Here is a 14,024-nt window from a genome sequence, read left to right as displayed (position 1 = left end):
ATGGCATTAGAGAGAGCAGGCTTTGGCGGTGGCTATTTCGTCGATGTTCAACATGGCTATCATAGTTTCGGCGATTTCCCGCTCGCCCATAACGACATGATCAGCACCATGATCGGTGATATAGGTGACTTCATCGTCATAGTGCGCTCTGGCGATGATTTTCAGGTCAGGACGCCGTGCTCTCGCCGCCGCTACGATTTCTCCAGCTTCGTAGCCGTTGGGAATAGTCAGCAACAGCCAACTGGCGCAATCAAGGCGGGCAATATCCATGATATCGGGCCGGGTGGCGTTGCCCAGCACCGTTTTGAGGCCTTGTTCCCGCAATGCATCAACGCGTGCGCGTGAGGTTTCAATCACCACCATGGGTATGCCGGCCTGATGCAACTGGGCGCCGATCAGGCTGCCTACGCGGCCATAGCCTATCAGTAACGCATGGTTGCACAGCTCAATCGGAATCTGCTTTTCTTCTTCGATCACTTCTTCAACGATTTGTTCTTCAATGGTTTCGTGTCTGGCCAGATAGCGCTCCAGCAGTGTAAACAGCAGCGGGTTGAGCATAATCGACAAAATAGCGCCGGCCAGCACTAAATTACGGCCATTTTCTGACAATATGCCGAGTGAAATGCCCAGACCCGCCAGAATAAAAGCGAATTCGCCAATCTGCGCCAGACTGGCGGAAATAGTCAGCGCCGTACGTCTTGAGTGCCCAAACAGGTGTACCAGCAGGAAGGCGGCCATTGATTTGCCTATCACGATAATCAGCAGCGTTGCCAGTACTGCCAGCGGTTCACGTACCAGAATCATCGGGTCGAACAACATACCGACTGAAACGAAGAACAGTACGGCGAATGCATCGCGCAGTGGCAGTGTATCGTGAGCGGCACGCTGGCTGAGTTCTGATTCGTTCAGCACCATGCCGGCAAAAAATGCGCCCAACGCGAACGAGACATCAAACAGTTTTACCGCACCGAATGCGATGCCGAGCGCCATCGCCAGCACGGCCAGCGTAAATAATTCGCGCGAACCGGTGCTGGCGCTTTTTGCCAATACCCACGGCACCACGCGCCTGCCTACCACCACCATCAGCGTGATGAACGCCACCACTTTGCCTAGCGTAATCGCCAGGTCCTGCAATAACCTGGCGGTATTGGCATTATCAGTTTTCAACATGTCGGCAAAAGCGGGTAACAACACCAGCGTCAGCACCATCGCCAAATCTTCAACAATCAACCAGCCAATAGCGATTTGCCCGCGCTGACTGTCAATCAACTGGCGTTCTTCCAGCGCGCGTAGCAGCACCACGGTACTGGCGGTGGACAGACACAAACCAAATACCAACCCCTCCGGCAGGCTCCAGCCCAGCAACGATGACAACCCGGCACCCAGCAGGGTTGCCATCACGATTTGCGCCACAGCACCGGGAATGGCAATCGACTTTACCGCCATTAAATCTCGCAATGAAAAATGCAGTCCGACGCCAAACATCAGCAAAATCACACCTAATTCGGCAATTTCCGGCGCTAGTTGGGTGTCGGCGACAAAACCCGGCGTAAAGGGGCCGACCAGCACACCCGCCACCAGATACCCGACCAAAGGGGATATACGCAACCGGTTAGCCAGAATGCCCAGCAGAAAGGCCAGCACCAGACCGACGGACATCGTGGATATTAAGGGGGGGGTGTTATCATGCATTCCGACTCCTTTGCCATGCGTAACGAGAATGAGCGGATATTCCTGAGCCGTTAGTAGGTGGTGGCTCCTGAATGCTTATCTATATCTGCCGTTTCAGACGATTTCCTATCTGCATATCGATGGTGTTGTGCAACGTTTGCAGGAGAAAAGCGTCATGAAATCGTGCTGACTGATGCATAAATGATGTCTTTCACTTGTTTATATAGTGTAACATAAATTTTTAGTTAATTTGTTGCTTTTATCATTGATATATAGAGCTAATTCAGTTTCTCTTATTACAGAGAAATGCCATCGGTTACCTTATCATCACCTCCCTGTCGCTATCCAATTGACGGATTATCAGCTTGATAACGTTGATGGTGTTGTAATGGCGCAAGGCGCTTTAGGATCATCATAACGTCAGCTATCCTGCCCCAGGTTCGTGCTAAATTTGTGCGCGATGCTGCAAGTTTACTGTGACAATTCTACAAGGAATTTTATTGCGGAGAGTGGCTATGCGTTTTTTTGTCAAAAATCTGGGATGCCTGATAGCGGTAACACTGGGGTTGTCGTCGTCCGCTGCACTGGCATGGGAAAAAGATAAAACTTACAACATTACGATTTTGCACACTAATGATCATCATGGTCATTTCTGGCATAACGATTACGGCGAATACGGTCTGGCGGCGCAAAAAACGCTGGTAGATCAGATTCGTCAGGATGTTGCAGGCAACGGTGGTAGTGTGCTGCTGCTGTCGGGGGGCGATATTAACACCGGTGTGCCGGAATCAGACTTACAGGATGCCGAGCCGGATTTTCGCGGCATGAATCTGGTCGGTTATGACGCGATGGCTGTCGGCAACCATGAATTCGATAATCCGCTCACCGTATTGCGTCAACAGGAAAAATGGGCGCATTTCCCGTTACTTTCCGCCAACATTTATCAGAAAGGTACCAAAAAGCGATTGTTCAAGCCTTATGCGTTGTTTGATCGTCAGGGGATCAAGATTGCTGTTATCGGCCTGACGACTGACGACACGGCCAAGATCGGTAATCCAGAGTACTTCCACGATATTGAGTTCCGTAAGCCAGCCGATGAGGCAAAAAAGGTGGTGGAACAGCTACGCAAAAAAGAGCAACCGGATGTCATTATCGCCGCTACTCACATGGGGCACTACGATAATGGCGATCACGGCTCTAACGCGCCGGGTGACGTGGAAATGGCGCGCAGCCTGCCTGCAGGATATCTTGCTATGATCGTCGGCGGCCATTCGCAGGACCCGGTGTGCATGGCCCGTGAGAATAAAAAACAGGTAGATTATGTGCCCGGTACACCCTGTGCACCGGATCGCCAGAACGGCACCTGGATTGTGCAGGCGCATGAGTGGGGAAAGTATGTTGGCCGGGCTGATTTTACTTTCCGTAACGGCACGTTGACGCTGGAGCACTACCAGCTGATTCCCGTCAACCTAAAGAAAAAGGTTGAGAAAGCGGATGGCACCAGCGAGCGTGTGTATTACACCCAGGAAATCAGCCAGAACCCGGATATGATGAAACTGCTAACGCCATTTCAGGAAAAGGGCAAGGCGCAGTTGGAGGTAAAAGTCGGTAGCGTGAATGGTCGCTTAGAAGGTGACCGTAATAAGGTTCGGTTTGTACAGACTAACCTGTCGCGCGTATTGCTGTCTGCACAACTGGAACGAGCCAAAGCGGATTTCGCGGTAATGAGTGGGGGTGGTGTTCGGGATTCGATTGATGCCGGGGATATTACCTACAAGACGTTGCTCAAGGTGCAACCATTTGGCAATACACTGGTATACGTTGACCTGAAAGGCAGCGAGGTAGAAAAGTACCTGACGGTAGTCGCCAACAAGAAGGTGGATTCCGGCTCCTATGCTCAGTTCCTGAATGTTAGTCTGGAAGCAGACGGTACTGGCGTGAAGAATGTGAAGATCAAGGGAGAACCGCTGCAGGCAGACAAGGTTTACCGTATTGCCACCCTGAGCTTTAACGCCAACGGCGGCGATAGCTACCCGAAACTGAGCGACTTGCCGGGTTACGTCAATACTGGCTTTGTGGATGCAGACGTGTTGCGCCAGTATGTCGAAAAGCACTCTCCATTACAGGCGGCAGACTATGAGCCGAAAGGTGAGATTGTTTATAATTAATTAATCTGTACGGTGGAATCTGTTCTGCTATTGAGAATAGATTCCGCCTTTCTTAGTTGAAAAACGTATTCATGCAATTATTTGTGCTCAAACGAGTGAGACTAATTAGGTCTATTGGGATAGATTCTTATTTCCTTACAGAGCGGCACTGCTATCCCTCTGTTATTCGACCACAAAATGCCGATAGTAACGTCCTGAAGACGATTACTTACATTGTTTATTGTTACCCTATTTAATAATGCTGATTATGCAGAGAGATAAGATAAATTTATTACATGTGACTCTGTTAAAATTATCTTTTTTAGCGCGTTGTAGAATACGTTTTATTATTTTTTAAAAATCAGTGACGTTGGCATCATTTTTACCATGTTATCCGGGAATATACACGTAACGCTATGGTACTGTTGGGCCATAGTGCTTGAGGAGCGCACTTTTCACAGCACTGGGGTTTGCTTATGTATGCAGGGGTTGCTATGCCATGTAAGGAGTAAACCAGATTTATTGATAAATAATCTTTTTTATGATTAAAAAATATATGAGTGATTTTTATGCCTTCTGCTATTAAGAAAGGGGATGCTGATTTATTTGAAATAGTGTTGTGAATGGTAAGTGTGAAATAACAAATTAATAACACAACCTCCTGAAAGGTGTTAAAAAAATGAAAATATCTCTTGCCAGGAAGCTTTGGCTTCCACTTATTATTAGCTTGCTGTGTCTGGCGGGGACACTACTTTATGGCTCGATAAAAATTAAGCAAGATCAATTATCGCTCAGAGAAATGGAATTAATGCATGTGACGCAGTTGGCATTGGGGATTGTCAAAACCAATGCAGAGCTAGCCAGCACGGGTTCGATTTCTTTGGAAGAGGCACAAAAGCGTGCAATGAAAGGGATAAAGGATTTGCGTTATGGTGATTCAGGGTATTTCACTATCCTCAATTCCCAACCGCAGGTCTTAATGCATCCCGTTAATGAAAAGATGGTTGGTCAAGGACCGGATGTAAAAGATGCCAACGGCAATTTTATTTACCGGGATATGGTCGCCGTCACAAGAAACAATCAAGCAGGTTATACGGCTTACGCGTTTCCCCGGCCTGGTTCTACGGTTGCACAACCTAAATCCGCTTATAATTTACTCTACGCCCCTTGGGATTGGATAATCACTACCGGGCTTTATATTGATGATATTAATGAGGCATTTATTCATTCACTATATCACAATGGCATCGTTTTTATATTAATTAGCGTTCTGCTTTCATCGCTGGTGTATTGGATAAATCGCAGTATTTTGCGTGTCTTGGGGGGCGAGCCGTCTTATGCCGCGGAAGTGACGGAACGTATTGCCGCTGGCGATTTATCTTATCCAGTCACAACGTTACCCAGCGACAAGGTCAGCTTGCTGCATGGAATGGAGATGATGCGCAAACAGTTGATTACTGTTATCGAAGACATTCGCTCTGGCGCTGAGGTGATTGATGCCAGTAGCAGTGAAGTGATTGCCGGCAACAGTGATTTGTCATCCTATACGGAACGGCAGGCTGCGGCGCTGGAGAAAACATCGGCGAGCATGGAGGAGATTACTTCCACGGTTAAACAGAATGCTGAAAATACGGAGCAGGCTCGTCAACTGGCACACTCTGCACTCAAGGTCGCTTCCAGAGGCGGTGAAGTGATGCGGGAAGTTAACGATACCATGGATGGGATTTCTGAAAGCTCTGACAAAATCGCCAATATTACCGAGGTAGTGAATAACATTGCTTTTCAGACCAATATTCTGGCTCTGAACGCCGCCGTAGAAGCCGCACGTGCCGGTGAACAAGGGCGTGGTTTTGCCGTTGTGGCTGGTGAAGTGCGCAGTCTGGCTTTACGTAGTGCGCAAGCGGCAGGAGAGATAAAAAGCCTGATAGAAGAGTCGGTTTCTCGCGTGAATAGTGGTTCTGCGAAGATAAAACTGGCGGATAGCAGCATCAGAGATGTGGTCAGTTCGGTGCAGCATGTCGCTGATATTGTCTCGGAGATTGCAACGGCGACGAGTGAGCAGGGGAAAGGCATTAGCTATATTAACGAGTCAATTGTTCAAATTGATTCAATCACCCAGCAGAACACGGCTCTGGCTCAACGGGCTGTTGCCTCAGCAAATGAACTGGAAGCACAAGCGCATCGGTTGAAAGCCTCGGTTGCCTATTTCAGGACTGAACATAGCTATTCGGGTCAGGATACACTGCATCTTGGGCATACACGGTAATGCCGAGAAACGGGTAGAAGTGAGTAGGTGAAGTAAGCGAGTAACAATTAAGCGGGGCGGCAGAGAGTTATCTGCCGCTTTCATTTTTAATGGATTACAGTGAGTCACTTTTGGCGATGTCGGCAAACTGCGCTTTCAGTACGCCAGCCAGGTCAGTTGCGGCCAGCTCGATGTCCAACCCACGCTTGCCACCGGAGATAAAAATCGTGCCGAATTGCTGCGCTCCGTTGTCGATCACCGTGGGTAGCAGCTTTTTCTGCCCCAAGGGGCTGATACCACCTACCAGATAGCCTGTTACGCGTTGGGCGATTTGTGGGTCTGCCATATCCGCTTTTTTGGCTGCCAGCGCTTTGGCCACTTTTTTCAGGTCCAACTGACTGGCGACCGGGGTCACCGCTACCGCCAGTTGTTTGGCATCGCCGTTGAGCGATACCAGCAGCGTTTTGTAAACCTGCTGTTTATCGAGTCCCAGCTTGCGGGCGGCTTCTTCGCCAAAATTGGTTTCATCAGCATCATGATGGTAGCTGTGAAGCGTAAACGTGATGTTTTGTTTCTCAAGCAGCTTTACTGCGGGCGTCATAGTGTACTGTCCTTACTTCAAAAGGTAGCCGCATGGGCCTGTAATAAATCGGGCAGGTTGTTTTCGCCGTACAAATGCAGGGCGCCGACAGACACAACGTAATTTCCCTGCGGCAGCGCGGTCAGTTGTTGTTGCCAGCGTTGATTGCGATGATTCATCAGCATTTCTGTGATCTCGTTGCTGAACGTGGGCGGCATGTTGTCTGACCAGGTGGGTTTGTGGTTCATCCACCAACTGACCATGGTTTGTAGCAAACGTGCGTTGGTATGCCAGTGGGTCAGCGTATCTTCCAGCAACGGCAGGCCGCCTTGTGGCAATTGCAGCAACAGATCGATCTGCGTCTGTTGGCCTTCCAGCTCAATGATGTTTACCCCTTTATTGCGGGCGGCGTTAATCAACTGGTAATCAATGCCATAGTCTGGACGTAACCCCAACATCATCGCCTGACGCGCCTGTAACATCAGCGCCGCCTGCCAGGCAGGCACCCGGTCAAGGCTGTCGTAGTTGAACGACAATTCGCGGCATAACTGCTGTAAACGCCGCAACGTGTCTGCGTCCAGACGTTCTGCCAGTGGCGGCTCCGCGCCTACCGAATCAAACGGCGAGTCGCTGCCGGAAATATCCGCTTCCACGATGAGCGCTGTTGCCTGCTCAAGTCGCATCAGTAATTCAGGCGGCAGGGGAAACATATCCACTGTGCCCATGTGAATACTGCCTACCAAATGGAACTGGCGCTGGTTGACGATTTCGATATCCAGCGCTGGGTAACGGTAACCTGTGGGCGAGAGAAGGCCGAGGAACGAGGCAATCTGGTGTATCAGCCGTTTCATATCGACATCTCCGGTAGTGGCGACTCAGGACGTTATCCTGTAATCAGGCATCACGCTGTTGCAGGACGTGCGCTTTAGCATCGTCAGGTTTCTATGCTAAACGGTTCAGCCAGCAAGTTGTATCGCTAATTCGGCATGTGCTGGGGAGCATAACAGGGAATTCTGCTGTGGAACCTGGCGCGAGCTGGCAAAAAGCATCGCGCCTGGGCGGTTTTCCGATTTAGTCATTCCTGACTGGTGCGTCAGGCGGGGTGAAACGTAGTAGCCGGTTGGCGTTGCTGACCACGGTAATGGATGAGAGCGCCATCGCCGCACCGGCGACGACCGGGCTTAGCAGGGTTCCGGTTAATGGATAGAGTATGCCGGCGGCAATCGGAATACCCAGCGTGTTATAGATAAAAGCGCCCAGCAGGTTCTGTTTCATGTTGCCCAATGTTGCTTTGGAAAGCGCCAGTGCATCGGCGACGCCGTGCAGGCTGTGGCGCATCAGCGTCATAGCGGCGGTTTCGACCGCGATATCGCTGCCGCCGCCCATGGCTATCCCCACGTCGGCTTGCGCCAACGCGGGTGCGTCGTTGATGCCATCACCAATCATGGCGACTTTTTTCCCCTGCGACTGCAGGTGGCGAATAGCCTCGGCTTTGCCGTCCGGCAATATTCCGGCGATAACCTGTTCGATGCCGACTTCGTGGGCAATAACCTGTGCAGTCGCTGCATTATCGCCAGTCAGCATCACCAACTGATAGCCTTGACGATGGAGTCGCTGCAACGCACTAACGCTGTCCTGACGCAGGGTATCCTGTACCGAAAACAGCGCCGCCACCTGACCGTTCGCCGCCAACAACACCGGTGTCATGCCGAGCGCTGACTGTTTTTCCAGCCAGTCACGGGGTGAGTTTTCACCGTCAGCCAGTGAGATCTGATGCGCTGCCAGCAGGGCCGGATTGCCGAGCAGCAACGGCGTGCCTTCGACCAGCCCACTGACGCCCAGACCGGGCAGGGTGCGAAATTGCGTGACTGTGCTCAGCGTTACACCGTCAGCACACTCGATGATGGACTGGGCCAGCGGATGACTAGCGCCGTGTTCCAGCGACGCAGCCCAGCGCAACGCCTGCGATTTGCTGATCTCGCCAAAAGTGTGAATTGCCACCACGCGTGGTTTGCCTTGCGTCAACGTTCCGGTTTTATCGAACACCAATACATCAAGCTGGCTGGCTTGTTGCAGCGCATCGGCATCCCGTACCAGAATGCCCAGCTCGGCAGCCCGCCCGACACCGGAGATAATCGACATCGGCGTCGCCAGCCCCAGTGCGCAGGGGCAGGCGATGATCAGTACCGTGGTCACAATCACCAGCGTGTACACGATATGAGGGGCTGGACCAACAACGTACCAGATGGCGCCGCTTAACAACGCTATCGCTACCACGGCCGGTACAAAGACGGCAGAAATTCGGTCAGTCAACTGGCCTATTGCGGGTTTGCTGCTCTGAGCCTGACGCACCAGATGGATGATGCGCGCCAGCGTGGTCTGGTTACCGATAGCCCCCGCGTGCAACGTAGCGCTGCCATCCTGTACCAGGGTACCGGCGTGCACCTTGTCGCCTGCCGCCTTTTGTTGCGGGATCGGCTCGCCAGTGAGCATGGCTTCGTCAATCCACAGTTCTCCTTGCTCAAGCAGACCGTCCACCGGAACGCGGTCACCGGTGGTCAGGCGCAGCGTCATGCCCGTTTGTACCTCTGCCAGCGGGATCACGCGGTCACCTTGCGGGGTGACCACACGCGCTGTTGGCGGCGTTAAGTCCAGCAAGCGTTCTAACGCCTGTGATGAACGTTGGCGGGCGCGTTGTTCCAGCGCATGGCCGAGATTGATCAGGCCAATAATCATGGCGCTGGCTTCGTAATAAAGATGGCGTGCTTCTATCGGAAATGCTGTCGGCCACAGGTTGACAGTAATAGAGTAAAGCCAGGCTGAGCCGGTGCCGAGCGCCACTAGCGTATCCATAGTAGCGCTGCCGTTTATCAGGCTGCGCCAGGCATTACGATAAAAATGCCCGCCGGCGGCGATCATAACCATCAGCGTTCCGGTCCCGACCAGCAACCAGCCAGAGCGGTTGTTGTCGGTGAGCATCATATTATCGCCGATCATTCCCCAGACCATCAGCGGGATGCCGAGCGCCAGCGCCAAAGCAGCCTGCCAGCGAAAACGCCGAATAGCCTGACGCGATGTCTGCTCCTGCCGGGCACGCCGTTCAGCCTCATCAAGAATGATTTCCGCACCATAGCCTGCGTTTTGTACGGCAGCGATTAGCGCCTGATGTGACGTGCTGCCGTTGACCAGCGCGCTACGTTCAGCCAGGTTGACGCGTGCCTGCGTAACGCCGGGAACGCTTTGTAGTGCTCGTTGTACCCGGCTGACGCAGCTGGCGCAACTCATGCCACTCAGCAATAGCTGGACGCTGTCATCATTATGGATAACGTCGTTAGCAGGTGGGGTGTGTGCCGGAACGTGATTGAAAGCCGCTGACAGCCTGTCCGGCGAGGAGGCGTGGGGTGTCAGCGGCTCAGATTTTGGGAGGGTGTTCTCCTGTGCCAGCGTGGCATGAAAACCGGCCTGCTCAACCGCAGTCACCAGCACCTGCGGTTCAACCTCGCCATAAACTGCCGCCTGTTGCAGGGTCACGTCTGTTGCCACTACGCCCTGTATGGCTTCCAGCGCTTTGCGGGTTGAGGCCACGCAGTGCTGGCAGTTGAGACCGGAGAGTTGCAGGGTGACAGTCGGCGCGACAGCTGGGCTGGCTTCGTAGCCTGCTGCTTCAATGGCGGCTACCAGCGACTGTTTGTCGGCTTCGCCAGTGATTTTGGCGTATTTCAGCGATACCTCGGCCAGTTCTACATCCGACCGGGATTCCAGCGCTTTTTTTACCCTACCGACACAGTGTTCGCAGGATAGTCCCTGCAATGAAAGCAGTATAGTTTGCGACATAATAATACTCCTTGGTGATCACGACCAAACGTCAAAGACATTGACCACAAACGTGATTTTGATTAGTTCTAAACACTGCCTGAAGCGTAAACCTTCCAGCAAGGGAAGGGTCAAGGGGGGAATATGAATATCAGTGATGTGGCAAAAAAAACCGGGCTGACCAGCAAGACCATACGTTTCTATGAAGAAAAAGGGCTGATGACGGCGCCACTGCGATGCGAAAATGGTTACCGCAGTTATAATCTTCACCATATCGAAGAGCTGACGCTATTGCGTCAGGCTCGTCAGGTGGGATTCACGCTGGAGGAATGCCGAGAACTGGTGACCCTATTCAATGATCCGATGCGACATAGCGCCGATGTTAAGGCTCGCACATTACAGAAAGTGCAGGATATTGAGCAGCAAATCGAAGAACTCAAAGTGATGCGTCAGCGCCTGGTGTCGCTGGCAGAGTCCTGTCCCGGCGACAGTAGCGCTGAATGCCCGATTATTACCCAGCTGGCGGGGTGCTGCCACGCAACATCAGGAGGAAAACATCAGACGTCATAACATGTGACGCAGATAATAATGGCGATGCGGCAGCACTAACTGACCGGGCCGGTTGCACCCTCAGAGGCGTGGTCGCACATGTAGCGTAATACCTTCCACAGCGGTAACTTCCACCACGGTTCCGGCGGACAGATCCTGCTCTGCCTGTACGCGCCAACTGCTGTCGCCAATGTTGACCCGACCGAGACCATTTATTAGTGGTTCGGTCAACGTGGTATGCAGGCCAATCAATTGTTGTCCACGTTGATTGAGCACCGGCGGGGGTTGCTTTTCGAGGCGACGGCGCAGCCATTGCCACCATAGCAGTGCTGCCGCGACCGTCAGTACGGCAAAGGCAATGCATTGCCATGTCCAGCTCAGTGGCAACAGCCAGGCGAGAATCCCGGTAAGCAGCGCGGCGATGCCGCTCCATAACAGATAGCCGCCCGCACCCAGCATTTCAGCGGCCAGCAGCAGCCCTCCGAGCGACAACCAAAACCAATGGGCGTTTTCCAGCACCAGCGCCATCATGATTATTTTCTCCGGTCCGTCTGGCTCTCTTTGATCAGTTCACTGATGCCGCCAATGGTGCCCATCAGGTTGCTGGCATCCAGAGGCATCATGATGACTTTGCTGTTGTTGGCGGCACCAATGGTTTGCAGTGCGTCGGTGTATTTCTGCGCCACAAAGTAGTTGATTGCCTGGATGTTCCCGGCAGCAATGGCCTCAGACACCATTTGGGTGGCGCGAGCTTCAGCTTCTGCTGCGCGTTCGCGGGCTTCTGCTTCAAGGAAGGCGGATTGCCGTTCCCCTTCAGCTTTAAGAATTTGCGCCTGTTTTTCCCCTTCGGCTTTCAGGATGGCGGCTTGCCTGACCCCTTCTGCCTCCAGAATTTCAGCGCGTTTGGTCCGTTCCGCTTTCATCTGGGCGTTCATCGAGGCGATCAGTTCAGCAGGCGGGCGCACATCGCGGATTTCGATACGAGTGACTTTGATGCCCCATGGGTTGGTGGCTTCGTCCACGATATGCAGCAACCGGGTGTTGATGCTGTCGCGTTGGGAAAGCATTTCATCAAGTTCCATCGAGCCGAGAACGGTACGAATGTTGGTCATGGTCAGGTTAATAATGGCCAGTTCCAGATTGCTGACTTCATAGGCAGCACGGGAAGCATCCACCACCTGAATAAAGCAGACGGCATCGATAGTCACGTTGGCGTTGTCTTTGGAGATGATTTCCTGTGAGGGAATATCCAGCACCTGCTCCATCATGTTGATTTTACGCCCGATGCGATCCATAAACGGCACCATCAGATTCAGGCCGGGCATCAGGGTACGGGTGTAGCGGCCAAAACGTTCCACCGTCCACTGGTAGCCTTGCGGCACGATTTTGATGCCGGACCAGACAATCACCAGCGCAACGACAATCAGAACCGGGATAAATGTCAGCATGTACTCTGCTCTCCATGGTTTTTTTCTGTGAGAAGTGTAATGCAGGATAGCGCAACTGGCGTAGTAACGTTACGTGCGAACAAGGGATTATGCGAGCCTGCATGAAAAGCAGGCTGCAATGATATGGCGTGGGTTACATATCCAGTTCGATGTCGTTTAGCGGCATACAGCAGCAGGGCAGAATTTCGCCTCGTTGCAGGCAGGCAAGCGGGGTTTCCCGGTAGGCGACCTTGCCTTTGATGAGCCGTAACCGGCAAGCGCCGCAATAACCGGAGCGACACTGATACTCGACCGGTACCTGCTGAGATTCAAGCGCTTCCAGCAGGGAGCCATGTGCATCGGTGCATAATAACCGCGCCCCGGAGAGGCGCAGCGTGATAGTGGGCGTCGTCATTGTAGGTTAAAGCTGGAAGTCGCTTAGATCGTCGGTGTTAATTTCCGAGTCAATCTGGCCGACCAGATAGGAGCTGACTTCTACCTCTTGCGGTGCCACCTGTACGTTGTCTGATACCAGCCAGGCGTTGATCCAGGGAATCGGGTTAGTGCGGGTTTCAAACGGCAACGGCAACCCTACCGCCTGCATACGGATGTTGGTGATATATTCAACATACTGGCACAGGATGTCCTTGTTCAGGCCAATCATCGAGCCGTCGCGGAACAGGTACTCTGCCCACTCTTTTTCCTGCTGAGCCGCCAGCAGGAACAGATCGTAGCATTGCTGTTGACACTCTTCCGCCACCTGCGCCATTTCCGGGTCGTCCTGGCCTGCACGCATCAGGTTGAGCATATGCTGGGTGCCGGTAAGATGCAGCGCTTCGTCGCGGGCAATCAGTTTGATGATCTTGGCATTGCCTTCCATTAGCTCGCGTTCGGCGAAAGCGAAAGAGCAGGCGAAGCTGACATAGAAACGGATGGCTTCCAGCGCGTTGACGCTCATCAGGCACAGGTAGAGTTTTTTCTTTAGTTCGTAGAGGTTGATGTTCACGGTCTTGCCGTTGACCTGATGGGTGCCTTCTCCCAGCAGGTGATAGTAGCTGGTCAGTTCAATCAGTTCATCATAGAAACCGGAGATGTCTTTGGCTCGCTTGAGAATTTCCTCATTGGTGACGATATCGTCGAACACAACCGACGGATCGTTGACGATATTGCGGATAATGTGGGTATAGGAGCGCGAGTGGATCGTTTCCGAGAAGGCCCAGGTTTCCACCCAGGTTTCCAGTTCCGGGATGGAGATGAGCGGTAGCAGCGCCACGTTAGGGCTGCGGCCCTGAATCGAGTCCAGTAGCGTCTGGTATTTCAGGTTGCTGATAAATATGTGTTTTTCGTGTTCCGGCAACCCTTGATAGTCGATGCGATCACGAGAGACGTCAACCTCTTCCGGACGCCAGAAGAACGAAAGTTGTTTTTCGATCAGCTTTTCGAAAATTTCATATTTTTGCTGATCGTAGCGTGCCACGTTAACTGGCTGACCGAAAAACATCGGCTCCAGCAACTGATCGTTTTTATTCTGTGAAAAAGTGGTATAGGCCATAGTCTCTCCAAACAAGCCAACAGCGCTGCCTGAGGGCGGC

Annotated in this window: 11 protein-coding genes; 3 read left to right on the top strand and 8 right to left on the bottom strand. The window is 52.4% G+C overall.

Going from position 1 to position 14,024, the window contains the following annotated elements; translation table 11 throughout:
* Nucleotides 1-6: 6 nt before the first annotated feature.
* Nucleotides 7-1,692: a YbaL family putative K(+) efflux transporter gene (gene ybaL, locus Dpoa569_RS13245; protein WP_042869347.1), complete on the bottom strand. Its 1,686-nt coding sequence runs from the start codon at nucleotides 1,690-1,692 to the stop codon at nucleotides 7-9.
* Between the two features lie 494 nt (nucleotides 1,693-2,186).
* Between ybaL and ushA the strand changes: the two genes are divergently transcribed.
* Nucleotides 2,187-3,839, top strand: coding sequence for a bifunctional UDP-sugar hydrolase/5'-nucleotidase UshA (gene ushA / locus Dpoa569_RS13240; RefSeq protein WP_042869349.1), 1,653 nt, complete (start codon nucleotides 2,187-2,189; stop codon nucleotides 3,837-3,839).
* A gap of 658 nt (nucleotides 3,840-4,497) precedes the next feature.
* On the top strand, nucleotides 4,498-6,084 hold the full coding sequence (locus Dpoa569_RS13235; protein ID WP_042869351.1) for a methyl-accepting chemotaxis protein: 1,587 nt from the start codon (nucleotides 4,498-4,500) through the stop codon (nucleotides 6,082-6,084).
* A 94-nt stretch (nucleotides 6,085-6,178) separates the two neighbouring features.
* Here Dpoa569_RS13235 and ybaK read toward each other — a convergent pair whose 3' ends face one another.
* The 3 genes from ybaK to copA all read right to left on the bottom strand — a co-directional run bounded on the left by ybaK (nucleotide 6,179) and on the right by copA (nucleotide 10,477).
* A complete protein-coding gene (gene ybaK / locus Dpoa569_RS13230) occupies nucleotides 6,179-6,664 on the bottom strand; it encodes a Cys-tRNA(Pro)/Cys-tRNA(Cys) deacylase YbaK (RefSeq protein WP_042869353.1) in 486 nt (161 codons plus the stop codon).
* Nucleotides 6,665-6,681: 17 nt separating this feature from the next.
* A complete protein-coding gene (locus Dpoa569_RS13225; RefSeq protein ID WP_042869355.1) occupies nucleotides 6,682-7,494 on the bottom strand; it encodes a TraB/GumN family protein in 813 nt (270 codons plus the stop codon).
* Between the two features lie 220 nt (nucleotides 7,495-7,714).
* Nucleotides 7,715-10,477 (bottom strand): copper-exporting P-type ATPase CopA, encoded by a 2,763-nt coding sequence (gene copA, locus Dpoa569_RS13220; protein WP_042869356.1) that lies wholly within the window; start codon nucleotides 10,475-10,477, stop codon nucleotides 7,715-7,717.
* Nucleotides 10,478-10,600: 123 nt separating this feature from the next.
* Between copA and cueR the strand changes: the two genes are divergently transcribed.
* Nucleotides 10,601-11,026, top strand: coding sequence for a Cu(I)-responsive transcriptional regulator (gene cueR, locus Dpoa569_RS13215; protein WP_042869358.1), 426 nt, complete (start codon nucleotides 10,601-10,603; stop codon nucleotides 11,024-11,026).
* Between the two features lie 60 nt (nucleotides 11,027-11,086).
* Here cueR and Dpoa569_RS13210 read toward each other — a convergent pair whose 3' ends face one another.
* The 4 genes from Dpoa569_RS13210 to nrdB form a co-directional block, all read right to left on the bottom strand.
* On the bottom strand, nucleotides 11,087-11,536 hold the full coding sequence (locus Dpoa569_RS13210; RefSeq protein ID WP_173024007.1) for an NfeD family protein: 450 nt from the start codon (nucleotides 11,534-11,536) through the stop codon (nucleotides 11,087-11,089).
* Between the two features lie 2 nt (nucleotides 11,537-11,538).
* Nucleotides 11,539-12,453, bottom strand: a complete 915-nt coding sequence (locus tag Dpoa569_RS13205) for an SPFH domain-containing protein (protein ID WP_042869362.1) — start codon at nucleotides 12,451-12,453, stop codon at nucleotides 11,539-11,541.
* Between the two features lie 133 nt (nucleotides 12,454-12,586).
* Nucleotides 12,587-12,847: a class I ribonucleotide reductase maintenance protein YfaE gene (gene yfaE / locus Dpoa569_RS13200; protein ID WP_042869364.1), complete on the bottom strand. Its 261-nt coding sequence runs from the start codon at nucleotides 12,845-12,847 to the stop codon at nucleotides 12,587-12,589.
* Nucleotides 12,848-12,853: 6 nt separating this feature from the next.
* Entirely contained in the window at nucleotides 12,854-13,984 is a 1,131-nt protein-coding gene (nrdB, locus tag Dpoa569_RS13195; protein ID WP_042869367.1) for a class Ia ribonucleoside-diphosphate reductase subunit beta, read from the bottom strand.
* Nucleotides 13,985-14,024: the final 40 nt, after the last annotated feature.

The sequence above is a fragment of the Dickeya poaceiphila genome, assembly GCF_007858975.2.
In the GTDB taxonomy this organism is placed as follows: domain Bacteria; phylum Pseudomonadota; class Gammaproteobacteria; order Enterobacterales; family Enterobacteriaceae; genus Dickeya; species Dickeya poaceiphila.
This window is presented reverse-complemented; position numbering and strand designations above follow the sequence as displayed.

Coding starts and splice junctions, on each gene's coding strand:
- yfaE (WP_042869364.1), bottom strand. CDS start 12,847: ATGACGACGCCCACTATCACGCTGCGCCTCTCCGGGGCGCGGTTATTA.
- Dpoa569_RS13210 (WP_173024007.1), bottom strand. CDS start 11,536: ATGATGGCGCTGGTGCTGGAAAACGCCCATTGGTTTTGGTTGTCGCTC.
- ybaL (WP_042869347.1), bottom strand. CDS start 1,692: ATGCATGATAACACCCCCCCCTTAATATCCACGATGTCCGTCGGTCTG.
- Dpoa569_RS13225 (WP_042869355.1), bottom strand. CDS start 7,494: ATGAAACGGCTGATACACCAGATTGCCTCGTTCCTCGGCCTTCTCTCG.
- copA (WP_042869356.1), bottom strand. CDS start 10,477: ATGTCGCAAACTATACTGCTTTCATTGCAGGGACTATCCTGCGAACAC.
- Dpoa569_RS13205 (WP_042869362.1), bottom strand. CDS start 12,453: ATGCTGACATTTATCCCGGTTCTGATTGTCGTTGCGCTGGTGATTGTC.
- cueR (WP_042869358.1), top strand. CDS start 10,601: ATGAATATCAGTGATGTGGCAAAAAAAACCGGGCTGACCAGCAAGACC.
- ushA (WP_042869349.1), top strand. CDS start 2,187: ATGCGTTTTTTTGTCAAAAATCTGGGATGCCTGATAGCGGTAACACTG.
- nrdB (WP_042869367.1), bottom strand. CDS start 13,984: ATGGCCTATACCACTTTTTCACAGAATAAAAACGATCAGTTGCTGGAG.
- Dpoa569_RS13235 (WP_042869351.1), top strand. CDS start 4,498: ATGAAAATATCTCTTGCCAGGAAGCTTTGGCTTCCACTTATTATTAGC.
- ybaK (WP_042869353.1), bottom strand. CDS start 6,664: ATGACGCCCGCAGTAAAGCTGCTTGAGAAACAAAACATCACGTTTACG.